Source organism: Stenotrophomonas maltophilia complex sp. Om-AH-Sm3, from assembly GCF_059337855.1.
On record NZ_JBYBLQ010000004.1, the window covers coordinates 32,011 to 55,879 of the forward strand.

Sequence of the window (23,869 nt, forward strand, 5' to 3'; positions counted from 1 at the left end):
CGATGATCCGATCACACCTGAGTCTGACCGTTTCGTTGATGCTGCTGCTGGCCTGCAGCGCCTGCGCGCCCGCTGGAGAGCGCGTCGCGCCGGTGGCGCCCACTGCCAGCTCGGCCGCGAAACCGGAGGCCCTGCCTGCGCAGACCCTTCCCACGGATCGCGGACTGCCCGCATTGCCGAAGGCTTCCGGCAGCGTCCATCCCGGCGGCCGCTACGCTACCTTGCCCGAACCTGCCAGGCAGGTGCTGGCGCAGTTGAAGTGCAACGTGGAGAGCGCCAGCAAGGTGCAGGTGCTCTCCATTCCCGCGCAGGATGGCCAGCAGGATTTCATGGTTACTGATCGCAGCGGGCCGCGTTTCCGCTACTGGATGCGGTCGTTCTCCGGCAGTGGCGGTACCACCGGGTATCTGGTGCAGCTGCAGGACTGCCCGGCAACCACCACGGGCATGCGCGCCTACATCGCACAGGGAGCCGCACCGCTGCAGGATGTCACCGCGTCGTTGCTGGCGCAGGCCAAGCTGCCTGATGCGGCGACGATGACGGCTTATCAGGACAGGGGCGCGGGCGATCTGTTCGCCTTCGTCGGGCAGCTGGACAAGGTGCCGGTGGTGCGCTGGGTGGCCGAAGCCGACCCAGAGCAGCCATTGGCCGACGATGCGCGCAGCTTCGACCATGGCAATGCCATCCACGGCGGTTTCCTGCGCTGGAACCAGGATCACTTTGAAGTGTCCAGGACCGTGCCGGCCGGGTTATGGCCCTGCGATGACAGCCCGCTATTGCCGTGCCAGGGCGACCCGTTCGTGACCGGGCGTTGAGGCATCGCGCGCATAGAAATCGGCAATGCGTGGAATGAACTGCTGTGGATTGGCACCGACAAGATTGGTCAGTACCACCACCGCCACGCCGCGCTCGGGATAGACCACGAAGGCCGAGCGCGCACCGCCGATACCGGCCACCTGAAGGTCGGGCGATGCGTGCAACACCGGCCAGCCACCCGCCCACGGGCCGGCACGGCCATCCGCCAGGCGCTCTACGCTCCACATCCGCCGCAGGGCCGTCTCCGGCAGCAGGCGGCCTTCGGTCAGCGCGACCAGCCAGCGCGCGGTGTCGTCGGCGGTGGTGAGGATGCCGCCACCCGCCCACAGCGAAGGCGGTATGTCGTAGAACCAATGCGACAGGCGGGACGGCGCATCTACATCGTCGGTGGCACGCGGGGCCAGGCTGTACATCGTCGCAGCATCCGGAATCAGGTCGTAGCTGTCGCCGAAGGTGGTGCGGGCCATCCGCGCGCTGCTGAACTGGCCGGTGGCGAGGAAACGTTCGTAGGGCATGCCGGATTGCTGCGCGATGATCCGTGCCAGCAATACGTAGTTGGTCTGGTTGTAGGCGAAGCGCTGCCCAGGCGCCGCTTCCAGCGGTCGAGCTGTCACCGCCGCCCACGCCTGCGCTTCTGAGCCACCGCCCAGCAGTCCCTTCGCATCAAGGATGTCCGGAAGGCCGGAGGTATGCGCCAGCAGCTGGTGTACGCGTACGTCTCTCCACGCTGGCGGAAGATCACCCAGATATCGCGAGGCCGGCGCGTCCAGATCCAGCTGCCCTTGCTGAGCCAGCTGCGCGGCAGCCACGCCGGTAAACGCCTTGGTGGCCGAATTGAGCGGGAAGCGGGTGTCCCGCGAGGCAAGCACGCCGTTCTCGACGTTGGCCAGGCCGTAGGCTTCGGAGAGCACGATCTGCCCGTCCTTGACCACCGCGACCTGCAGCCCGGGGATGCGCTGCTCCAGCATGATCTGGCGGATCAGGCGGCGGGTCTGGTCGTTGGCCTGGTCCTGGCTGGCAGAGACGGCGGCGAAGGGCAGGGCACTGATGAGCATGAGCACGACTCGGAGCGTTGGGCGGAACATGCGGAATTCCAGCGGGCGTTGCGAATCGGATGCAGACCGCGCGTCGAAGGTTTAAGCGCTCGGTGCCCTACCGTTCGTCGGCCCGTGACTTCCGGGGGGTTGACTACAGCTGTCGTCAAGCTGACAGTGGCGACACGTGTAGTCAAGGGAGTGGTGTCATGCGCGGCAAGACCATCGGGGACCAGGAACTGGCCCTGCTGCAGTACATCGATGAACATGCGCCGGCCAGTGTCGGCGAGGTCGCCAGTGGCTACGGCGAGGCCCGCGGGCTGGCCCGCTCCACTGTGCTGACGATGATGGAGCGCCTGCGGGCGAAGGGGTATCTTCAGCGCCGGCAGCAGGACGGCGTCTACCGCTACCAGGCCACCCGTGGCCCGCAGAGCGTGCTGCAGGGCGCGGTGGCGCAGTTTGTCGACAACACCCTGCAGGGCTCGGTGTCGCCGTTCGTGGCCTATCTGTCGCAGCGGCAGAAGGTCAGCGACAACGAGCTGGCCGAGCTGGAAGCGCTGGTCGCCCAACTCCAATCGCGTCGCCACGAGGGCTGAGCCATGGACACCACGATGCTGATCCCGATGCTGGAACGCCTGGGCTGGACCAGCCTGCAGACCGTGCTGCTGGTGGCGCTGGTGTACGGCCTGTGCCGCGCGCTGCCGTCGCTGTCGGCGGCGACCCGCTGCCGCCTGTGGTGGCTGGTCTCGCTGCAGGCCGTGCTCGGCCTGTTCTGGAGCCAGCCGTTGCAGTTGGCCTGGCTGCCTGCCCCGCAGGCGGTGGCGATGACCGCGACCGACGTGGCCGCTGACATCGTCTACCCGCTGGCCCCGGAGGCCTCGGCACAGTTGCTGGCGGCGATGCCGATGCCTGCAGCGGATGCACCGGCAGTGGCGTGGTGGGCCGTCGCACTGGCCGCGCTGTGGGCATCCGGCGTGCTGCTGATGGCGCTGCGTACCTTCGGTGAGTGGCGTCGCTGCCGCGTGCTGCTGGCAGCGGCCTATCCCTGCGAGGACCAGGCGTTGGTGCAGGCCCTGCAGCTGGCTTCCGATGCACATGGCGTGCGGCCTGCGCCGCGGTTGTGGATGAGCACGCAGGTGGACGCACCGCAGCTGGTCGGTCCGTTCCGCCCGGTGCTGCTGTTGCCGGCTGGCGACAACGCCCTGCAGGGCGACGCGCTGGACCTGGCCCTGACCCACGAACTGCAGCACCTGCAGCGGCGGGACCTGCAGTGGGGCCTGCTGCCTGCGCTGGCCCAGCACCTGTTCTTCTTCCATCCGCTGCTGCGCCTGTCGGTGCGTGAATATGCACAAGCGCGCGAAGAAGCGGTGGACGCAGCGGTGGTGGGCCAGCACGCTGCCAGCCGCCAGGCCTATGGCCGTCTGCTGCTGCAGCTGGGGGTGGCACCGCAGCCGCACCTGGGCGTGGCCAGTGCCGCACCGGATGCCACCAGCCTCAAGCGTCGCCTGCTCTCGCTGCAGTCGCGCCGGGCCTGCCCGCGCATCCTGGCGATGGCGCTGACTGCTGTGGTGGTGGTGGTGGGCGTGGCGCCGATGCGACTGGTCGCAGCGCCGGTGCCGCCGGCACCGCCCGCGCCACCGGCGGCACCCAAGGTCGTGGCGCCAGCACCGCCGAAGGCTCCCAAGGCTCCGGCCGCACCGCCATCCGCCGCAGGCGTGCCGGCGGCCCCGGCCGCGCCTGCAGCACCGGCCGCGCCCGCCGAACCCGCTGACGCGACCGGGCCCGACGATGCCGATGTGGCCGATGTCGGCGACGCCACGGGCATGGCCGAAGACGATGAAGGCACGACGTCGGCCGCCACCTCCATCACCACCTACGGTCGCCTGGACCTGGGCAGGTCGCCCCGGGAGGCCTTCGTTCTGGTTGATGGTGATTCGACCTTCGCCAACGGCGGCATGGACGACGTGACGGTGGCCCGCAGGCAGCTCGGCAAGGGCCCGGCGTTGTGGTTCCGCCAGGGTGACAAGCGCTACGTGGTGCGTGACCCGATGCTGATCCAGAGTCTGCAGCGTGCCTACAGCGGTGCCGTAGAGCTGGGCCGCCAGCAGAGCGAACTGGGCCGCCAGCAAAGCGTGCTGGGTCGCCAGCAGGGCGAACTCGGCAGGCAGCTGGGTGAAATGGGCCGCCTGCAGGGCGAGCAATCGCGCCGCATCGCACTGATCGCCGCCGAGGCCGCGCGCAGTGCGATGACCGCGCATGACATCAACCGCGAGGCGGCGGCGGAAGCGGCAAAGGCGGCGCGGGGCGCGACCTACGATGTGGCCGTTGCCCGCGAGGCGGCACGTGAGGCCGCCGCCGAGGCACGCCGTGCGATGCAGGAAGCCCGCAGCGAGGCCGCGCAGTCCGGCCGCACTCGTGACATGCAGCGCCTGGCCAGCCAGCAGTCTGAACTGGCCAGCCGCCAGGCAGCGCTGGGCAGCCAGCAGGCCGCGTTGGGCGAGCGCCAGGCACGCGTGCATGCGCAGGCGTCGCAGCAGGCGCAGCAGGTGATCGCGCGCGCCCTGGCCAGTGGTAAGGCCGAGCGACTCTGATCGGTAGTGCCGGCCGCTGGCCGGCAATGTGGGGTGCCGGCCAGCGGCCGGCACTACCCTGGGGCGATCAACCGCAGCTGGCGCGCTCGATCCGGTTCTGCGCATCCACCTGCACCGTCACGCGGTCCTGGCGGAAGTCCATGGTCACCGCCATGCCCGGCTTGACCACCCGTGCACCGCGCGCGCCGCTGGCGGCCACCAGCTTCTTGATGGTGGCTTCGTCAGCCGTCTTGCCGGTGAAGGCCTCGAGCGCCTCCGGCTTGCATTCGTGCGCGGCGTCGGCCACGGGTGCTGGCGCTGGCGCGGCATCGAGGGCGGTGCTGCCGCCGGCGTGGCTGCAGGCGGCCAGTGGCAGGATGGCAAGCAGGGCAAGCGGATTGAGGCGCATCGTCGGGCTCCAGGCGTGGATGGTGGCGGCAGTGTCACCGCAACCACCGTCAGGGCATGTCAACGCGGCCCCGTGTCATTACTGCCCGACCAGCGCCAGTGTCTCGCGCTCGCGCTGTTCCTCGCGCACCAGCCGCTGCAGCAGCAGGGCCAGGGTCACCACGTCCTGGTGATTGTGGTCGGCCACCCGGCGCAGGTTCACCGCGTCGCCGCCTCGCAGGAAGCGCAACCACGCACCGGGTGCCTCCGAGCCCGGCAGATCGTCCTCGCGCACCACGCGCAGCAGCTGGCGTTCGATGGTGGACAGCTTGCAGTTCTCCCACGTGCCGCGATAGCGGCGGCGGGTGGGGTAGAGCAGGTCGACATGGTCCAGTGCGGTGATCGGGTCCGGCTGGCGGGCCAGCCGGTAGCGCGCCTTCAGCAGCGGCGCATCGTAGCTGCGGCCGTTGTAGCTGCAGAACACGGTGGACGGTCGCAGCCAGCGGGCAAAGGTGGCCAGCATCGCGTCCTCGGCGGCCATGGTGGCCATCAGCAACTGGCGGATGCGCAGGCCCTCGCCACGCTGCGGGCACACATGCCAATCGGCCGCGCCGATCATGAAGGCACGGGTGCCGGTGCCGCCGGCCAGGCCGGTGGTCTCGGTGTCGAAGAACAGCAGATCGCGTGCAGCCACGTGCTGGTCTTCGCGCTTGGCGAAGGCCAGAGACAGTGGGGCAGTTGGGATCGGCTGAGGTTGCAGCGATTCGATCAGGAACAGACCCGGCGCGATTTCCTCGCCCGGCAGCTGGCGATCCTGTGCGCTGGCACGTGCCGGCGTGGCGCCGCTCCGCGAGCGCATGCCGAGCAGGCGATGCAGGCTGCCCACTTCCGGCCGCCGCAGTTGGGCCGGTGTGTGTGCCGATGTGGCCGCCGCAGCGCCGGTCGGCTTGTGGCGGATCTCCTGCTCGACCCAGGCGAACACCGAACGCTCGGCCGGTGGTTGTCGCGCATCGTTGGCGGCCACGGGTGCCGGTGGCGCAGGGGGCACGTCCGGCACGGCCGGTGTGCTCGCCTTCGGGTCGCCGGCCTGCCTGCGCAGCAGGCGCAGCTTGTCCAGGCTCAGGCTCACGGTGCCAGCAGCTCCATCGGATCGCGCGTGGTCACCACCACGTCGGGTACGTGCCGGCAGGCCTCGGCGTCGAACAGGTCGAGCACGCGCAATGCCAGCGCACGTGGCGAGGTTTCATCCTCTTCCTGTGCAGCCAGCACCGGGCCGACGCAGGCCGGGCAGCCGGCCTTGCAGTCGCAGCGTTGCACCAGTTCACGCGCGCGCTGCACCAGCTCGGCCTGACGCTGCCACAACGGCTCGCTGAGGCCGACGCCACCGGGGAAGTTGTCATACAGATACACCGTGGGCACGAATTCCTGCAGCAGTTCGACAACGCCAGGATCACCCTCGCTGCCGCGCAACTGGCCGCGGCCGCTCTGGTCGGCGATCGCAAACCAGGAACCATCGCCGTTGCCGACCGACTTCTGCAGGTCGCGCGCATCGGCCATCACCGCCACGGTGGCGACGATGTGCAGCGCATACGCCGCACCGAGGAAGCCATCGAGCGCATCCTGCCTGCTGGCGAACGCGCGCAGCAGCAGTGCCTGCGGCAGCTGCCACCACACTGCGGTGGTGTGCAGTTCCTGGTCGGGCAGGTTCACCGGCCCGTAGCCGATGTTTTCGTGGGTGTAGTAGCGGATCTTCTTGTAGCCGGCCACGCGCCGCACCACGTGCACTTCGCCATGGTGCGAATCACCGCGCCCGGCCACGCCACCATCGAAGCGGTCCAGCACCTTGAGCTTGGTGAAATCGATGCTGTCGGTGTAGTAATCCACATGCGTGCGGGTGACGTAGGCCTTGCGGCCCTCCCAGTCGAGCGTCTCCACTTGGTAGGGCGTGGACTGCACCATGTGGATGGCGCCTTCATACAGCGTGAGCGCGGCGGCGGAGTAATCGACCTCGGCGATGATCTGCTGGCGGCCGTCGCTGCGGTCGACCACCACGAAGTTGCCATCGGCCACCGCGCGCAGGCTGACCGCGTTGGCCGGATAACTGTCGGCGATCCATTCCCAGCGCTCGCCTTCGCGGTGGATGACTTCGGTTTCGGCCAGCGCTTCCAGGAACACTTCCGGGTCGATCGGGCCGAAGCCATCGCCGACCCGGAACGGCAGTTCAAAGGCCGCGCAACGAATGTGGTCGAACAGGATCAGCGGCTGGTCCGGCGCAATGCGCGCATGTTCGGGCGAGGCTTCGGCGAAGAAGTCCGGGTGCCGCACCACGTACTGGTCCAGCGGCTGCGAACTGGCCACCATCACGCCGAGTGCGGGTTGCTGGCGGCGACCGGCACGGCCGAAACGCTGCCAGGTGGCGGCCACGCTGCCGGGGTAGCCATTGAGGATGACCACGTCCAGGCTGCCGATATCCACGCCCAGTTCCAGCGCCGAGGTGCTGACGATGCCGTCGATGTTGCCGGCGCGCATCGCACGCTCGGTCTCGCGGCGTTCGGTGGGCAGATAACCGCCGCGGTAGGCGCGGATGCGGGGCGGCTTGCGCGGGTCGTGGTCGAAGATGTCCTTCAGGTACTTGGTCAGCACTTCGACCATCAACCGGGTCTGCGCGAACACCAGGGTCTTCAGCCCGGACTTGATCGCGATGCGCGCGATGCGGTTGCTCTGCGAGCGCGCCGAGGCACGCAGGCCCAGGTCGGGGTTGATCACCGGCGGGTTCCACAGCAGCACCTGCTTCGGCCCGGTGGGCGCGCCGGATTCGGTGACGGCGGTGACCGGTGCCTCGATCAACGCCTCGGCATGTGCCTGCGGGTTGCCGATGGTGGCCGAGCACAGGATGAACTGCGGTTGCACGCCATAGAACGCGCAGATGCGCTTGAGCCGGCGCAGCACGTTGGTGACGTGGCTGCCGAACACGCCGCGATAGGTGTGCACCTCGTCGATGACGATGTAGCGCAGGTTCTCGAAGAACTGTGCCCACTTGGTGTGATGCGGCAGGATGGCCTGGTGCAGCATGTCCGGGTTGGACACCACGATGTCGCCATGCAGGCGGATCGCCTGCCGCGCATCGCCGGGGGTGTCGCCGTCGAAGGTGAAGGCCTTGACGCCGAGATCGCCGGCACGATTGAGTTCCAGCAGCTCGGCCACCTGGTCCTGGGCCAGTGCCTTGGTCGGGAACAGGTACAGCGCCTTGGCCTTGTCCTGCATGGCCGCGCTGACCACCGGCAGGGTGTAGCACAGCGACTTGCCGCTGGCGGTGGGGGTGACGATGGCCACGTGCTCGCCGCGCTGGCTGGCCTCCCAGGCTTCGGCCTGGTGGCTGTAGAGCTGCTCGATGCCACGTGCCTTCAGTGCAGCGGCCAGCGCCGGTGGTACCGAGTCGGGAATGGGCGCGTAGCGGCCTTCACGGCCGGGAATGGCGAAGCTGCCGGTGATGCGGTCCTGGTAGCGGCGCTGCAGGCGCGCGCTGAGCAGGGCGCCGTCGCGGGCGGGCAGGCCATCGCGGGTGGCGAGCTTCTGCTCGGCATCGGCGGTGCGCTTGGCGAGTTCGTAGGCCATGGAAGAGGAAGCGGGGACGGATTGCGAGGGGTCACATGGCACCACATCCATGTCTCAGGATGTGAGACACCAGCATGGGAACGCGTGAACCGTTCAGTGCCACGGGTCGGGACGCTGCGCGATGTCCGCGTCAAGCGCGCGGCGGCGGAGCAGGAACTGCACGGTGCAGACCACGATCTGCACCGCGTGCCAGCCCGATGCCAGCACGGCGGGCACCCCCCAGCCATAGGCAGCCGCCCATGCAGGATCCGGACGGGGCGGCGGCATTCCGCCAGTGCCGAACACCAGCACGCACAGGAGCAGGCCCAGCCATGCCAGATGCCACGACCCTCCTGTGGGCGGATAGCGCCGTCGGTCGCTGGCGAGGCACCATGCCGTCCCTGCGCCCAACACCCATCCATCACAGGCGCGCACTTCCAGCACCATCGAGCGCCCGCGGGAGAATGCCGCTGCGTGCTCCCATTCCGCAGGAAGCTGCACACGCCGGTCATTGCCGAGCAACCACACCCGGGATGCCTGGGCAGTGCGCTGGTAGACGCGCAGGCGTCCGCGAACCTGCAGCACGCGCTGAGCTGTCGCGGGGCTGTTGCGGCGAGGAAGTGCCAGCCAGGCCGCCAGTCCGGCGATGGCGAGCAACGGCATGGCCAGCAGCGCCGGGGCGCCAGCGGCGGCCCACAACGCCAGTGCGGCAATCACCAGCGGGGAAGGGCGCAGGCCGGGTCCCCGTCGCATCGAAACTTCTTCGGGTGTCTCCAGGCGCTCGCCACAGACGCGGCTGCTGGCTGCATCCGGCCGTGCAGCAGCGATGGTGAAGCCATTGAGACGCACCACCATGGCCACGTGCTCACCCAGTACGACTTCAGCTTCATTGTCTTCCGAGAGGTTGGGCCATGCCTGTCTCGGCAGCAGCACGGGAATGCCACCCAAGAAGCCGTCACCGATCGGGAAACTGTTCCGCCACGCCCCACCGGTGAAGGCGCCATGCAGCCGCTTTACCTGGTCGTCGTGGTCGCAGCCGGTCAACGCGCGCACCGGTGCCAGTGCCCTGTGTTCGCCCGCGTCCAGCGTCCGCAGCGTGCTGCCCCGGCGCAGCGAGGCGATGCCGGCGCGGACACGTGACGTCCATTCGGCAGCGCCCGCGATGACCATCAGGCACACGACCGCCAGACCCACCAGCACTGCTGCGTGCGACATCAACGGGCAACCTGCCGGCGCGGCAGGCGTGTGGAGGGTGCTGTCATCAGCGAGGGCCTTGCCGGAAAAACCGCAGGATGCCGTCCCGATCCCACGGGGGGAATGAAGTTCATTGCAAACTTCAGTGTCCGGGCCGCGCAACGATGATGCGCGACACAGCCTGAATGCCCCCGCCGTTGCCAACGAAATCTGAAGCCGGCATCCGTATCCTTGGGCGCTGGACGCAACCAAAGGGTGGATGGCTGTGGCACGACGTGGAACGCAGGGAGCACTCCTGGCCGGCATGCTGCTGGCCGGCATCGTACAGGCGCAGCAGGCTGCGCCGGTGGCGGTGCCCGATCCTGCACCCGTTCCCCCTGAAGATGCGCCGCCTGCCCCCACCGCACCGATCTCCACCACCTTGCCGCAGGACAACGTCACCACCCTCGGCGAGGTGCGTGCGCTCAAGCCCGATGACGAGCCGCTGGACCTGTACCGCTTCAAGAACCCGGTGAAGTTCGGCGATAACCGCTTCAGCCGCGACTGGAGCGAACCACCATCGCCGGAGCAGGTCAGCATGGGCGGTGGCTACATCATGATGGGCGTGGTCAAGGGCCTGCTGGCAGCGGGCCGCGGTCTGAACAAGCTCACCGGCGGTCCCGACCAGATCCAGGCGGCCGTGGCGCGGCCACCGCCAGAGCTCAGTGCCGAACAGCAGCAGCGCGCGCTGCGGTTCTCACAGGAGCAGGATGCCGGCGACACAGCGCCAGTGAAGTAGGCCGGTATATCCTGCGGGCTCCCCCACCGGTAATGCTGTCATGTCCCTGCGTTCGATCTGCCTGCTGGCCGCGTTGCTGCCGGCCTCCGCGTTCGCGTCCGATATCGCCGATGGCGGCGCCTGCCGCAATGGCGCGTTCCCCTCCCAACAGAGCCGGTTCGCGCTGGCGCGGGTGGTCGATGCACCGCGCCTGTACCTGCTCGGCGACATGGAGGGCTGCCCCGCCAAGGGCGAACCGGCCTGCCGCCAGCGCAGCTATGTGGTCAACGGCGATACGGTGGTGACCGGTCGCGACCTGGGCCGTTACCGCTGCGCGTTCTTCCCGAACAAGGTGGGCGGCAGCGCCGGCTGGGTCGACCGCAGCAGGCTGCAACCGTTGCCGGTGGCCGTGCCCACGCTGCAGGACTGGACGGGCCACTGGAAAGATGGCGACAACGGCCTGCGCATCACCGTGCAGGGTGGACAACTGCATGTGGATGGCGACGCTTACTGGCCCTCGGCCAACCCCACGCCGGAACAGCGCCCGTATGGGCCGAACCTGGGCCAGGTGGAAGCGCGTGCCATACCGCAGGGTGCCGATGTCGAGTTCGTCGAGGACACGTGCCGGGTGCGTGTGCACTCGCTGGGTGAGGTGCTGATCGTGGCCGACAACAGCGAATGCGGTGGCATGAACGTGCGCTTCAATGGCGTGTATCGGCGCGCGGGGAAACGTTGAAGGACGCATGAGGGTGGGGCTGGTAGATCCACGCCATGCGTGGATGCCGTTCGCGATCCGATCGGTGGGGTCAGAACCCTTTCGCTGGCGAAAGGGTTCTGACCCCAGGATCAGCGCCGTCGCTCCAGCCACCACAGCAGCGATGCGCACAGCACGAACGCCAGCCACCACGGCCAGCGCGATCCCGGCACGGGTTGCATCAGCGACGCGGTTGCCGGGGAGCTGCCCGCCAGCGCCTGCGTGGTTGCATCGATCATTGCCTGCTGATGCAGCGCGGGCGCGTCCTTCGGGTCGAATGCATAGCGCCAGAGGGTAGCGTCGCCGTGCTGCAGGCGCTGCCAGCCCGCCTCGCGCGGCCACCAGCCCGCGCAGCGCAGGTCTGACGTCGCGCCATCGACGATCAGCGGCGTGCCTTCGCCGCGTGCGTTGAAGGCCTGCAGCGGCGCCTGCACGCCGCATAGCGCCTGCCGTTCGCCCGCCCAGCTGATCGGCTGTGGCGACCACAACGCCTCAGCGCTGCCCTGCGCCCGCGCCAGCGTGGCAACCACGCCGCTCCACAGTTCGCCGTGGCGGTCATCGCGGCCGGCAAGTACCCAGCGCCAGCTGTCGGTGATGGGCAGCAGGCCGATGCGGCCTTTGCCGGTAGCGCGCCAGCCACCGACAGCCTTGCCGGTGCGATCGTGCAGCAGCGCGTTGCTGCCAGGTACCTGCAGCGCCAGTGCTTCCAGTGTGGGCAGCGCGGCGTCGTGCGAACTGCGGTCTGCCTCTTCGCCGTAGCCGGTCGGCAGCGTACCCGCGTCGAGCGGGCCACGTCGTGCGGCGAGGACCGCACTCTCGCCGTCGCCGGGAAGTTCGAGGACCTGGCTGCTGCCATCACCCCGCAGCGGCAGGCCCAGATCGCGCAGGCGCTGGCGCGCGCTGGCCGAAGGCGCGCCCGCACTGCGTACCAGCACGCCCAGTCCTTCGCGCAGCGCCTGCCGCACAGCGGCCAGCTGGGCGGCATTCAATGCCGCCAGGCTGCGCTCGTCCAGCAGCAGCAGATCGCTGCGCGCCAGCGACGCCGCGTCCAGCGGCAAGGCCCCGTCGCCAACGCTCAGGCCGGCACCGGTATCGGCCTGCACCTGCACGCGGATGCCGGCATCGGTTGCCCAGCGGCGCAGGTACTTCAGTTCGGGGCCCGGCGCGCTGGCACGCACCTGCAGGCGCAACGGCGCCGCCGGCAGGGTCTGCTGCGGCACCGGTGCGCTGTCCGCCACATGGCCGTCGGCATCGAGCAGGCGCAGCTGGAATACGCTGCGGCCTTCGGCGCGGGTGATGCCACTCAACTGAACGTGGCCGTCTTCGGCAACATCCGCGCGATCGACCACGCGGCCGGCCGGGTCGAGCAGTTCCGCCTTTGCCCTGGCAACGCCACGCGCCTGTGCCTGTACCTCGAAGCGTGCGCCGGGCGCGGCGTCGGCCGGTGGCTGCAAGGCGACCCAGCCGCGCGGCGGTGCCGCCGGCTGCCAACGTACGTCGCGTGGCAGTACCGCATCGCGATCGCGTGCAACCAGGCCGGCACCGACCAGGGTGAGCGTGGAGGCCGGATGCTGCCGCAGCGCGGTGGCCAGGTCGGGTACGCGCTTTGCGCCGGGCACATCGGCAGCTTCCGGCAACAGCCACAGCGGACCTTCGCTGGCCGGGAACGCGCCGGCCCTGCTGGCATCGATTCCGAGCACAACCAGCCCGCCTGCGGGTTGCTGGCGGGTGGGCGGCACCAGGCAGAAATACAGCAGCGTGGCGACGATGACCTGCAGCCCGATCACCCCCCAGCGGCGGCCACGGTGCGTGGTGTTGCCGTGCGACTGGCGAACGCTGGCGATCGCCACGATCACAGCGAGTGCCAGGGCGATCCACAGGTTCAGGCCGGAGGGGTTCATGGCTGCGCCTCCAGCGCGTCCAGGTAGCGCTGGCCCATCGCATCGGCGGCACTGCGCCGCATCGCCTGCGGCAGTGGACGCTGCAGCGCCCGCCACAACTGAGCGCGCAGGCGCAGGCGGCAGTCGCGGCAACCGGGCTCGATGCGCAGCTGCTCGATGGCGGCAGCCAGATCCAGCGCATCGGGCAGGTAGGCGGCATTGCGCTGCTGCCAGGCAGCGAGTGCATCGAGGTCGGGCACGCTGGTGTCATCACCGAGGCGCTGCCAGGCTTCAACGATGGCCCGGTCGGGCGGGGTTCGTGCGGCCAACGGCAGTTCACGACTGGCCAGTCCGGCGCGATCACCGCCGAGGCGACGGCCTTCATCGATCGGTGGCAGCTCTGGCCCGACCCGGGCCAGATAGATGCGTTCGGCCTGCTGCACCTGCTTGATGAAACCCAGCGCCTTGTAGGCAAATGGCAACGCCTGCTCTGGCCGGCCCTGGCGCAGCTCGCCTTCGGCCGACCACATCTGGTCCAGCGCGGCCTTCAGCGTGGCCCGGGTCTGCGGGTCGAGCAGGGTCGCGGCCTCGGCATGGTCATGGGTGTGGCCGTATTCGGAGAGCACATCGGTGGCGCTGCCGAACACCGGTGGCGAATCGGCATTGGACGCCTTGCCGCCGTGATCGTGGCCATGCTCATCGTGTGCCCCGGCCTCGGTGCCATGGTCGTGCTCGTGCTCGTCGTCGTGGCTGCCTGCAGCTGGCGCATCGCTGGTGGGCAGGTCGCTGGTCGGCGGCGGCTTCGGTGCGCCTTCGCTTTCCTCACCCAGGAACTGGCCGTAGCGCAGGCGCAGGATGCGCTGGTCGACACCGATCGCATCGCTGCGCTTCACGAAGTCCTCGGCGGCGAGGCTGCGTCGCTGCCGGATCAGCGCTTCGGCATCGATGATGATCTGCCGCTGGCTGCGGAAGTAGGCCGGCAGCGTCTTCTTGATGCGGCCTTCCAGTTCGGCACCGAGTGCAACCTCGGCGCTGGGCAGGCGCAGGATCACGCTGCTGCTGCGCACGGCCTGCGGTGTTGGCGCGTGGTTGTCGCGTACTTCCAGCTGGGCGATGACATCGCTGCCGGGCTGCGCGCCCAGCGCAGCCAGGTCGAGGGTGTACGCGAAACGCCGTGTAGTCGCTTCGCCGCTGCCGGTGAGGCCGACACTGCGGCGAACGAAGGTGATGTTCTCGCCGCTGCCCTGGGTAATGGTGATCGACAGCGTTGCCTGCGTGGCCACGGCGTAGTCATCGCTGGCTTCGAAGCGCAACGACCACTGGCGTTGCCCGGGCGTGCCCAGCGCCAGGGTCGCGGCGGGCTCCAGCACGCGCACGCTGGGCGCACGATCAGCGACCACATCCAGGCGATGCAGGTGGGTCTGGGCCAGTGCAGGTTCGCTCACCACGCGGTACAGCACAGGCACGCGCGCCACATCCTGCGCCAGCCACTGCCCATCCTGCTCGCTCAGCGGCAGCCGGCGGCCGTCGTGGAACTGAAGCCATGCCTTGTCCGGCGCGCGATCGAAGCGCAACGACCACGACAGCCGGCTGTCCGCGGCGACCTTGGCATCCAACGCGTTCTGGGTGCGCGTGGCTTGGCCGGTATAGGCCGGCGCGTCGATCCGCAGGCGGGTGGACTGAAGGTGCAGCGGGCCGGCGGCAGCCATGCTGACAGGCGCCGATGTGCGCGCCGGCGCGGAGTCGGGGCCGGAACGTGGCCAGCCGAATGCCAGCGCAGTGATCGCCAGGCCTGCGACCCAGCTCAGGGCCAACGCCCTGCGCGGCCAGCGCGGACGCAGGTCCGGTGTCGCGCGCTCCAGCGTGGCCAGCACATGCGCGCGCTGGCGCTGCTGCAGCGGATTGAGCGTTGCCATATCGGCGAACAGCAGGTCGGCACTGTCCTCGCTGGCACCGCCGGCATCGAGCTGACGCTGCACCCACTGTGGGTCCAGCTGGCGGGCACGTGCCGTGGCGAGCGCTGCGCAGGCGAGCACGCTGACCGTGCCGACCACGCAGGCGATATCGAAGCCCGCCAGGCGCAGCGCCAGCGTCGTCGCGGCCAGCGCCCACGGCAGGCCCAGCAGCAGGGTAACGAGTGCACGGCGACGGCGTGCGCGTTGCCAGGCGTACTGCAGGGTGTTCATGCGGCCCCCCTGCGCCGGCGACTGCTGGCCATCCAGCGCTCCAGCGCGAACAGCACCACGATGACCAGCAGCAACCACGTGGCTGGCTCACGCGCTGGGGGCGCTATGGCGGGCAGTGCGGCCCGGCGTGGTGCCTGGTCCTGTGCATCGCCGAGGCGCGGTGACGCTGGCGGTTGCAGGGCCAGCAGCAGGGCACGCGGCAACTGCGGGTCGCGCAGCGCAGCGTTGCCTGAGGCATCCCAGTCGCCGGGTAGTGACAGCAGGACGCCGTGGCCGATGCGCTGCTGCCACAGCAGTGGTGTGCCGTCGGCGTTGCGCAGCAGGATGCCGGCGCCGCGAGCAGGCTTGCCGGCGCTCACTGCACGACCGCCGTCGCGCAGCCACGCCTGCCAGCTCGCCGGCAGTGCATCGCTGCGGCTCCATACGCCGATCTCGCCGCGTTCGGGCAGGGCATCGGCCGACAGAGGAGCGAGCGGCGCCTGCATGCCCCACGCGCGCTGCAGTGCGTTCACCCAGTGCTGGGCGGCGGCCGGCGCATCGCTGTGCACGCGCAGACGCGGCATCGTCGCGGCACTCGGTTGCGGAGTGGCCGGTATCGGTTGCGGCCGCCACTGCACTTCGCGCGACAGCTGCAGGCGGGCGCCATCCAGACCGGGCAGGGGATCGGGAACGTGCACGGTCAACGCGGTGCCCGCGGGCAGCTGTGCGTCCAACTCGCGCAGCAGGCTGGGCAGCGATGCGCTGGATGCCGGCGGTGCCTGATCGATGCTGGGGAAGCCGGGTGCCAGCCAGTGCCAGTTGCCCTCTTCGGCGGTGCCGCGCAGTGCGGCGGCGTCCAATCCGGGAGCCACTACCGTCCACGCGGTGGGGACCGGAGCGGGGCCGGTCAATGCAGGGCGTGCCAGCAGCAAGGCCAATGCGGCCAGCAGCAACAGGCGCACCAGCAGCAACGGCCAGTCATCGAAGCGGATGCGCTGGCGCGGGCGGATCTGTGCACGCAGCCAGCGCAGCGCGGCGAAATCCAGCGGCGTGTACGGATGGCGCCGGGCCAGATGGATCAGCAGCGGCAGCAACCACGCAGCGAGCGCGGCCAGGCCCAACGGGAACAGCAGGGTCATGCATCGCCCCCACGACCGAACAGCACCTGCAGTGGATGATCCAGCGGCTGGTCGAGCCAGCCGGTGGCACTGGCGATGCCGCTGGCCTGCAGGCGCGACTGCAATGCGTTGCGTGCGTCGGCGAAGCGCTGCAGGTAATCGGCGCGGATCGCCGCGCCATCGCCCAGCAGTTCCTCGCCCGTTTCCGGATCGCGGAAGCGATGGCCGGCGTCGAACGGGAAATCGCGCTCGTCGGCGGTGAGGATCTGCAGCAGTGCCACTTCACGGCGTGCGCTGGCCAGTTGCTCCAGCAGCACGATGCAGGCCGCGTCGAAGCCATCACCCATCGCCAGCAGCAGGTCGCCCGGACGCACACGCTCCCACAGCGGGCGCAGGCGATCGGCCACGGGCCAGCCGCCGCGTGCCTGAAGGGCATGCAGTTGCAGATGCACGCGGTCACGCTGGCGTGCGCCGTTCGCTGCGGGCACCAACTGCAGTCCATCGCCATTGATCGCCAACAGGCCGAAACGGTCGCCCTGCTGCAGCGCCAGTTCCACCACGCAGGCGGCCACGCCGCGCATGTGATCCAGGCGCGTGCGCTGCGGTGCCGCGCGATCGGCCTGGCCGGCCGAGGCGGTGGCATCGAGCAACAGCCAGACCGTGATCGGGCTTTCCCGTTCGGATTCGCGCACGAAGAAGCGGTCCGAACGCGCGTACAGCTTCCAGTCGATCTGGCGCAGCTCGTCGCCCGGTTCGTAGGCCCGGTACTGGGCGAACTCGAGGCCGGCACCGCGGCTGCGGCTGGCGTGCTGGCCGATGCCACTGGCACCGCTGGCCAGGCGCGGCCGCAGCCGCAGCAGGCGCAGGCGCGCACGCAGTTCCGGTGGCAAGGTCAGCGGGGTACCGGCGTTCACGCGTGGCTCAACCCGGGAACGGCACGGCCTGCAGCAGGGCGGCGACCACGTCGTCGGCACGCTTCTGCTCGGCCTCGGCGGCGAACGACAGCAGCAGGCGATGGCGCATTACCGGCGCGGCCAGCGCCTGCACGTCCTCGCGGGTGGCGGCGAAGCGGCCCTGCAGCAATGCACGCGCTTTTGCCGCGAGCACCAGCGACTGGCCGGCGCGCGGGCCGGCGCCCCACTTCACCCATTGGTTGATCGCCGCCGGCGCGCCTTCGCCTGGCCGGCTGGCGCGCACCAGGCGGGTGATCCAGGCCAGCACGTCGGGGCTGACATGCACCTGCCGCACGGCCGCCTGCAGGGCGATCACCGCCTCGGCATCCATCACCTTCGGCACCGCGTCGGTGGCACCGCCGGTGGTCTGTTCCAGGATCCGCCGTTCCTCGTCTTCGCTGGGGTAATCCACCAGCACATGCAGCAGGAAGCGGTCCAGCTGCGCTTCGGGCAGCGGGTAGGTGCCGGCTTGCTCGATCGGGTTCTGCGTGGCCAGCACGAAGAACGGAGCGGGCAGCGCGTAGGTGGTTCCGGCGTAGCTGACGGTGCGTTCCTGCATTGCCTCCAGCAGTGCGGCCTGGGTCTTGGGCGGGGTGCGGTTGAGTTCGTCGGCCAGCAGCAGGTGGGTGAAGATCGGGCCCTGCTGGAAGCGGAAATGGCGATGGCCGGTGCCATGGTCTTCCTCCAGCAGCTCGGTGCCGAGGATGTCACTGGGCATCAGGTCGGGGGTGAACTGCACGCGCCGGAACTGCAGTTCCAATGCCTGGCCGAGCGAGCGTACCAGCAGGGTCTTGCCGAGCCCGGGCGCACCTTCCAGCAGGCAGTGGCCGCCGGCCAGCAGGCCGATCAGCAGCTGCTCGACCACGGTGTGCTGGCCCACCACCGCGCGTGCGAGCGCGGCGCGCAGTTCATCCAGGCGCGGCAGCAGGGAATCGAGGTCGGAGGAATTCATGGGCGTGCAGGTCCTGTCAATTGTTCAACGCGTACATCACGATGTTGACGCCAAAGCGGGTGTTGTCTTCGGCCAGGAAGCGCTTGTTGCGCCAGTCGTAGTCCCACTCGCAGCCATAGTCCTTGTTGCTGTAGAGCAGGCCCAGCCGACCATCGACCTCGATGCCCTTCAGATAGTCGTGCACCAGGTCGTCGCCCCAGCCGTTGAGTTCGAAGCTGGTGGCGGGCGGACCGTCCGGGAAGCGGAAGAAACTGCGGTACAGCGCGTGGCTGTTGGGCAGTTTCTGCAATGCCTTCGGACCGAACAGGCGGCCCATCTGTGCCTCGAACGAGGTGGCGAACAGCCCGTCGATGTCATGGTTGCAGTCGTCGACGAAGACGAAGCCGCCATTGCGCACGTAGCGCACGAAGTTCTGCCGTTCGGCGGCGTTGAACTCCACCAGCGTGTGCCCGGCCAGGTAGCAGAACGGCGCTTCCAGCATGCGCGGGTCGGCCAGGGCCACCACGTGTTCCTGCGGGTCCACGCGCAGCGATGTGTAGTCGATCAGCGAGGTGATCAGGTTGGATGGCATGCGCGCGTCCACGTCCCAGTCACCGGAGTCGTACTGCAGGCGGGTGAACCAGAAGTCATAGCGCGAACTGCGCGGGCCTGCCTGTGCCCAGGCCGGCAGCGCCGCCGCCGAAGCGGCAGCGGCCAACCAGCGCAGGCAGGCCCGGCGATCCATCAGACCGCGTCGGACAGCGAGGTGAAGGTGAAATCGCGCAGCTTCATCGGCGGGATCATCATCACGTAGCTGGATTCATCACCGGCCACCCGCACCGGCTTGCCCAACTCTTCGATGTTGTTGAGCATGATCACCGGCGACTCGTTGAAGCGGAAGTTCTTCACCGGATGCTTGATCTGGCCGTTCTCGATGTAGAAGGTGCCGTCGCGGGTCAGGCCGGTCAGCAGCACGGTCTGCGGATCGACCATGCGGATGTACCAGGTACGCGTGACCAGGATGCCCTTCTGGGTGCCGCGCACCAGCTCGGCGGTGCTCTTGTCGCCACCGCTCATCAGCAGGTTGCCCGGCGAGGCCTTGGCGGTCTTGCCCTGCTTCTGCGCCCAGAAGCGCGAGTAGTCCAGGTTGGCGATCCTGCCGTTCTCGATGATGGCCATGCGCTCGCGCGGCAGCCCTTCGTTGTCCCACGGCAGCACCGGTGCATCCGGATGCCACGGGTCGGCGATCATGGTCACGCGCGGATCGTAGACCTGCTCGCCCAGCTTGTTGCCGCCGCCCTTCTTCGACAGGAAGCTGCGGCCTTCATCGGCCGAGCGTGCACTGAAGAAATTCATCATGAAGCTGATCAGGCCTGCCGCTGCGGCCGGCTCCAGGATGACCGTGTACTTGCCCGGTTCCAGTGCCTTGGCTTCGGCCGATTCGGTGGCCTTGCGCATGGCGATGCGGATGTCCTGGTCAGCCTTGAAGTCCGCCGCGTCCTTCAGGTTGCGGCCGACCCAGCCCGAACCGCGGCCATCTTCGGTGCGCACAGTGCAGGTGTAATCGAAGTTGGTGGTGCGCTGGTAAGCGAAGTTGCCGTTGCTGTTGGCGGTGGCCTGGAAGCCCTGGCCGTCCTCCAGGAAGCCGGCGGCGACCAGGCCGTGGCCGCGGCACGGGGCGATCGAATCGGCAGCGACCTTGGCACGGAAGGCCGGATCGATCGCGGCGGTGGACTCGCTGAAGGTCGGGCTGGCGCGGTAGCTCTGCTTGCCGATGGCCGGCATGAACTCCGGGTTCTCCGGGGCCAGGCGGGCCAGGTCTTCGGCACGGCGTACCACGCGTTCCAGCGCGGCGTCGTCGAACTCGTTGATCGAGGCAGTGCCGACGCGCTTGCCGAAGGCGACGGTGACCGCCAGTTCGGTGTTGTCGACGATGCCGCTGGTGGAGACATTGTTCAGCGCGAAACGGATGTTGCCGCTGATCGCACCGGCCAGCACGGCGGTGCACTCGTCGGCCTTGGACAGGGCGATGACCTTGTCGAGGATGGCCTTGGCCTGGGCTTCGGTGAAGATACTCATGTGTAAGGGCTCCTGACCGGTCAGCCGAGGCTGCGTGCGGTGTTGATGACGTTGATGCCGTTGAAGCGCGCGGTGGACGAGCCGTGCGAGACCGCCGAGACCTGTCCCGGCTGGCCCTTGCCGTCGAAGAACGAACCGCCCAGGCGGTAGTCACGCTCGTCGGCCACGGCGGTACAGGCGTTCCAGAACTCCGGCGTGCGGATCTGGTAGGCCACGTCTTCCAGCATGCGGGTGATCTGGCCGTTCTTGATCTCGTAGAACAGCTGGCCGCCGAACTGCGCGTTGTAGCGCTGCTGGTCGATCGAGAACGAACCGTCACCGATGATGTAGATGCCGTTCTCCACGTCCTTGATCAGGTCCGGCACGCTCAGCGGCTTCTTGCCCGGTGCCATCGACACGTTGGCCATGCGCTGGAACTGCACGCTGGACCACGAGTCGGCATAGCAGCAGCCGTCGGACTCGGTCTTGCCGAGGATGTGGGCCTGGTCGCGGATGGTCTGGTAGTCCACCAGCTTGCCGTTGCTGATCAGGTCCCAGCGCTTGCACTTCACGCCTTCGTCGTCGTATGCCACGGCGCCGAGGCTGCCCGGCTGGGTCTTGTCGGCGAAGATGTTGACCAGCTCGCTGCCGTACTGGAAACGCTGTTCGCGCTTGTCCAGCGTGGCGAAGCTGGTGCCGGCGTAGTTGGCTTCGTAGCCGAGCACGCGGTCCAGTTCCAGCGGGTGGCCAATCGACTCGTGGATGGTCAGCCAGGTGTGCGAGGGGTCGAGCACCAGGTCGTACTTGCCCGGCTTCACCGACGGCGCCTTCAGCTTTTCCTGCGCCTGCCGGGCGGCGGCGATGGCGTCTTCCTTCATGTCGTAGGAAGAACTGTAGTTGACCACGCCATTCGGGCTGACCACCTTGCCCGCGGCGGCGCCGTCCAGGTATTCGTAGCCCAGGCCCATCGGCGAGGACAGGCCCGATCGGGTGCGGAACTTGCCGCTGCTCTTGTCGATGGCGGTGACCGTCATCGGCGCCCAGATGCGGTGCACGTCCTGGTCGATGTAGGAGCCATCGGTGGAGGCGAAGTACTTCTGCTCGTTGACCAGGAACAGCATCGAGTTGACGAAGCTGGCACCGGCGCCCATTGCGGCGGCGTTGACGTCCAGCAGCAGGCCGACCTTATCCTTGATCGGCACCTCCATCGCATTCTTGCGGATCGGCGTGCGCCAGCTCACCTCACCCACGCCCGGCGCCTTGGCCAGCTGCACCGGCGCGGTCTGCACGCCGGCATTGGCCTTGGCGATCGCGGCCGCCTGCTGCGCCGCCTTGGCCACGTCGGCGGTGCCCAGCGCGTTGGTGGCGGCAAAGCCCCACGCACCATTGACGATCACGCGGATGCCCACACCCGTGGACTCGGTGTTCACCACGTTCTGCACCTTGTCCTCGCGGGTGATCACGAACTGCCGCAGGTAGCGGCCGATGCGCACGTCGCAGTAGGTGGCACCGGCGCTGCGTGCGGCCTGCAGAGCGGCGTCGGCCAGGCGCTTCTTCAACGCCGGGTCGAGGCTGGACTGCAGTTGCTCGGCGGCGATCACCTTGCCGAAGAAGGAGGGCACGATCAGCCCGCCCGCGGTAAGCCCGGTCAGGGCCAGGAAGTCACGTCTTTGCAAGGCTGCTCTCCATATCGAAGGATGGGTGGCTCAAGCGCCGAGACTGCGCGCGGTGTTGATGATGTTGATGCCGTTGAAGCGGGTGGTGGACGAACCGTGCGAGACCGCCGAGACCTGGCCCGGCTGGCCCTTGCCGTCGAAGAACGAGCCGCCCAGGCGGAAGTCGCGTTCATCGCAGATGGCGGTGCAGGCATTCCAGAATTCCGGCGTGCGGATCTGGTAGGCCGCATCCTCGACCATGCCGGCGATCTTTCCGTCCTTGATCTGGTAGTACAGCTGGCCGCCGAACTGCGCGTTGTAGCGCTGCTGGTCGATCGAATACGAACCGCGGCCGTGGATGTAGATGCCGTTCTCCACGTCCTTGATCATGTCCGCGACGCTGAGCGGTTGCTTGCCCGGCGCCAGCGAGACATTGGCCATGCGCTGGAACTGCACGCTGGACCAGGAATCGGCATAGCTGCAACCATGCGATGCATCGCGGCCGAGGATGTGGGCTTCATCGCGGGTGGCCTGGTAGTCGACCAGGATGCCGTCGCGCACCAGGTCCCAGCGCTGGGTCTTGACGCCCTCGTCGTCGTAGCCGACCGCACCGAGGCTGCCCGGCTGGGTCTTGTCGGCGAAGAAGGTGACGATGTCGCTGCCCCAGCGGAAACCGGCATCGCGCTTGTCCAGCGTGGCGAAGCTGGTTCCGGCGTAGTTGGCTTCGTAGCCGAGCACGCGGTCCAGCTCCAGCGGGTGGCCGACGTTCTCGTGGATGGTCAGGAACAGGTTGGACGGGTCCAGCACCAGGTCGTACTTGCCGGGCTTCACCGACGGCGCCTTCAGTTTCTCGCGCGCGTGGCGGGCGGCCGCAATGGCGTCCTCGACCGGGTCATAGGAATCGCGGTAGGCGGTGATGCCGCCGGGCAGGTGCACCTTGCCGCGCGCATCGCCATCGAGGAACTCATAGCCCATGCCCATCGGCGAGGACAGGCCGGCGCGGGTGCGGAATTTGCCGCTGGCCTTGTCGATGGCGGTGGCGGTGAACGGCAGCCAGATGCGATGGATGTCCTGGTCGATGAACGAGCCGTCGCTGGACGCAAAGTACTTCTGCTCGTTGACCAGGAACAGGGTGGAATTGATGTAGTCGGCGCCCGCATCCAGCGCGGCGGCATTGAGTGCCAGCAGCAGCTCGACCTTGTCCTGGATCGGCACCGCCATTGCGTTCCTGCGGACCGGTGTCTGCCAGCGCACCTCACCCACCGAGGGCGTCGGTGCCAGCTGCACCGGCCGGGTCTGGATGCCGGCGTTGGCGCGGGCGATGGCCGCAGCCTGCTCGACCGCCGCGCGCACGGCGGCCTCGGTCTGCTGATGGGTCGCGGCGAAGCCCCAGGCACCGTTGACGATCACCCGCACGCCCACGCCGGACGATTCTCGGTTGGTCACATTGCCGACCTGGTGCTCGCGGGTGATGACCGACTGGTTGAGGTAGCGGCCGATGCGCACATCGCAGTAGCTGGCCTTGGCCGTGCGTGCGGTGGCCAAAGCCACGTCCGCCAGGCGCCTGCGCTGGAGGGTGTCGACCGGGGCGAGCAGTTGCTCGGCGGCGATGGCACGGGAATGCGGCAGCAGCAGGCCGGCCAGGCCCAGGCCGGAAAAAGCCAGGAACTCACGTCGTTGCACAGCGTTTCTCTCTCTCGCTTGCGTGCGGTCGGCAACGCGCCGGACCGATCACGTCAACTCCTCGACTTTCGCCAGCGCGGCGCAACCGGGCAAGTGACTGCAGTCATGGTTGGGGAGGGTTTCGGCAGGGCTTGCAGCCCCTGCACCTGCTTCAAGCCAGGGCAACGTCAACGTCAAAAGCGGGCATTCCGTGAGTGGGCGGGGCGGTGTCGGATTGCGGGGACGCCGTGAATCCGTCCATGGAGGCTTGGCAGCCGCATCCATGCGGCTGACACCCCGCAATCCGACACCGCCCCACCTCTGACAGATTCCTGCGGCTG

At 68.7% G+C, this 23,869-nt stretch carries 19 protein-coding genes; 5 read left to right on the forward strand and 14 right to left on the reverse strand.

From position 1 onward, the window contains the following. The first annotated feature begins 2 nt into the window (after nt 1-2). Nucleotides 3-815, forward strand: coding sequence for a hypothetical protein (locus AC10QF_RS06525; protein ID WP_111176851.1), 813 nt, complete (start codon nt 3-5; stop codon nt 813-815). Here the strand turns inward: AC10QF_RS06525 and AC10QF_RS06530 are convergent. After that, nucleotides 774-1,871, reverse strand: a complete 1,098-nt coding sequence (locus tag AC10QF_RS06530; protein ID WP_111176890.1) for a serine hydrolase domain-containing protein — start codon at nt 1,869-1,871, stop codon at nt 774-776. The genes AC10QF_RS06525 and AC10QF_RS06530 overlap by 42 nt on opposite strands. A gap of 188 nt (nt 1,872-2,059) precedes the next feature. On the opposite strand from AC10QF_RS06530, the gene AC10QF_RS06535 reads away from it, so the two are divergent. Further along, a complete protein-coding gene (locus AC10QF_RS06535; RefSeq protein WP_072167402.1) occupies nt 2,060-2,446 on the forward strand; it encodes a BlaI/MecI/CopY family transcriptional regulator in 387 nt (128 codons plus the stop codon). Nucleotides 2,447-2,449: 3 nt separating this feature from the next. Then, nucleotides 2,450-4,441 carry a M56 family metallopeptidase gene (locus AC10QF_RS06540; protein ID WP_111176849.1) on the forward strand — a complete coding sequence of 664 codons (1,992 nt, stop codon included), beginning with the start codon at nt 2,450-2,452 and terminating at the stop codon, nt 4,439-4,441. 67 nt (nt 4,442-4,508) lie between these two features. Here the strand turns inward: AC10QF_RS06540 and AC10QF_RS06545 are convergent, their stop codons facing one another. The 4 genes from AC10QF_RS06545 to AC10QF_RS06560 all read right to left on the reverse strand — a co-directional run bounded on the left by AC10QF_RS06545 (nt 4,509) and on the right by AC10QF_RS06560 (nt 9,757). After that, nucleotides 4,509-4,829 carry an I78 family peptidase inhibitor gene (locus tag AC10QF_RS06545; protein WP_065185535.1) on the reverse strand — a complete coding sequence of 107 codons (321 nt, stop codon included), beginning with the start codon at nt 4,827-4,829 and terminating at the stop codon, nt 4,509-4,511. A gap of 78 nt (nt 4,830-4,907) precedes the next feature. After that, a complete protein-coding gene (locus AC10QF_RS06550; RefSeq protein ID WP_494541950.1) occupies nt 4,908-5,936 on the reverse strand; it encodes a ribonuclease H-like domain-containing protein in 1,029 nt (342 codons plus the stop codon). Next, nucleotides 5,933-8,422, reverse strand: a complete 2,490-nt coding sequence (locus AC10QF_RS06555; protein ID WP_494541951.1) for a DEAD/DEAH box helicase — start codon at nt 8,420-8,422, stop codon at nt 5,933-5,935. The genes AC10QF_RS06550 and AC10QF_RS06555 overlap by 4 nt, the downstream gene beginning before the upstream one ends. A 93-nt stretch (nt 8,423-8,515) precedes the next feature. Further along, nucleotides 8,516-9,757 (reverse strand): hypothetical protein, encoded by a 1,242-nt coding sequence (locus AC10QF_RS06560; RefSeq protein ID WP_494541952.1) that lies wholly within the window; start codon nt 9,755-9,757, stop codon nt 8,516-8,518. Nucleotides 9,758-9,854: 97 nt separating this feature from the next. On the opposite strand from AC10QF_RS06560, the gene AC10QF_RS06565 reads away from it, so the two are divergent. Together AC10QF_RS06565 and AC10QF_RS06570 are read left to right on the forward strand one after the other, a co-directional pair. After that, nucleotides 9,855-10,373, forward strand: a complete 519-nt coding sequence (locus tag AC10QF_RS06565) for a hypothetical protein (RefSeq protein WP_494541953.1) — start codon at nt 9,855-9,857, stop codon at nt 10,371-10,373. 40 nt (nt 10,374-10,413) lie between these two features. Beyond that, nucleotides 10,414-11,088, forward strand: coding sequence for a hypothetical protein (locus AC10QF_RS06570; RefSeq protein WP_494541954.1), 675 nt, complete (start codon nt 10,414-10,416; stop codon nt 11,086-11,088). Nucleotides 11,089-11,198: 110 nt separating this feature from the next. Here the strand turns inward: AC10QF_RS06570 and AC10QF_RS06575 are convergent, their stop codons facing one another. From AC10QF_RS06575 to AC10QF_RS06615, 9 genes are read right to left on the reverse strand one after another with little or no spacing between them, the layout of a single operon-like run. Then, nucleotides 11,199-13,007: a hypothetical protein gene (locus tag AC10QF_RS06575; protein ID WP_494541955.1), complete on the reverse strand. Its 1,809-nt coding sequence runs from the start codon at nt 13,005-13,007 to the stop codon at nt 11,199-11,201. Then, on the reverse strand, nt 13,004-15,172 hold the full coding sequence (locus AC10QF_RS06580) for a hypothetical protein (protein WP_494541956.1): 2,169 nt from the start codon (nt 15,170-15,172) through the stop codon (nt 13,004-13,006). Before AC10QF_RS06580 ends, AC10QF_RS06575 begins: the two co-directional genes overlap by 4 nt. After that, complete coding sequence (locus tag AC10QF_RS06585; RefSeq protein WP_494541957.1) at nt 15,169-16,290, reverse strand: BatA domain-containing protein; 1,122 nt, start codon at nt 16,288-16,290, stop codon at nt 15,169-15,171. The genes AC10QF_RS06580 and AC10QF_RS06585 overlap by 4 nt, the downstream gene beginning before the upstream one ends. Next, nucleotides 16,287-17,183, reverse strand: coding sequence for a DUF58 domain-containing protein (locus AC10QF_RS06590; RefSeq protein WP_494541958.1), 897 nt, complete (start codon nt 17,181-17,183; stop codon nt 16,287-16,289). Before AC10QF_RS06590 ends, AC10QF_RS06585 begins: the two co-directional genes overlap by 4 nt. A gap of 7 nt (nt 17,184-17,190) precedes the next feature. Further along, complete coding sequence (locus tag AC10QF_RS06595; protein ID WP_065178689.1) at nt 17,191-18,174, reverse strand: AAA family ATPase; 984 nt, start codon at nt 18,172-18,174, stop codon at nt 17,191-17,193. 16 nt (nt 18,175-18,190) lie between these two features. Then, complete coding sequence (locus tag AC10QF_RS06600) at nt 18,191-18,898, reverse strand: DUF4159 domain-containing protein (RefSeq protein ID WP_005421001.1); 708 nt, start codon at nt 18,896-18,898, stop codon at nt 18,191-18,193. Next, nucleotides 18,898-20,232 carry a TldD/PmbA family protein gene (locus tag AC10QF_RS06605; protein ID WP_061479901.1) on the reverse strand — a complete coding sequence of 445 codons (1,335 nt, stop codon included), beginning with the start codon at nt 20,230-20,232 and terminating at the stop codon, nt 18,898-18,900. Before AC10QF_RS06605 ends, AC10QF_RS06600 begins: the two co-directional genes overlap by 1 nt. A gap of 20 nt (nt 20,233-20,252) precedes the next feature. Further along, complete coding sequence (locus tag AC10QF_RS06610) at nt 20,253-21,887, reverse strand: TldD/PmbA family protein (protein ID WP_111176831.1); 1,635 nt, start codon at nt 21,885-21,887, stop codon at nt 20,253-20,255. A 30-nt stretch (nt 21,888-21,917) separates the two neighbouring features. After that, the gene (locus tag AC10QF_RS06615) at nt 21,918-23,549 is read right to left on the reverse strand and encodes a TldD/PmbA family protein (protein ID WP_494541959.1); all 1,632 of its coding nucleotides are present in this window, start codon (nt 23,547-23,549) and stop codon (nt 21,918-21,920) included. Nucleotides 23,550-23,869: the final 320 nt, after the last annotated feature.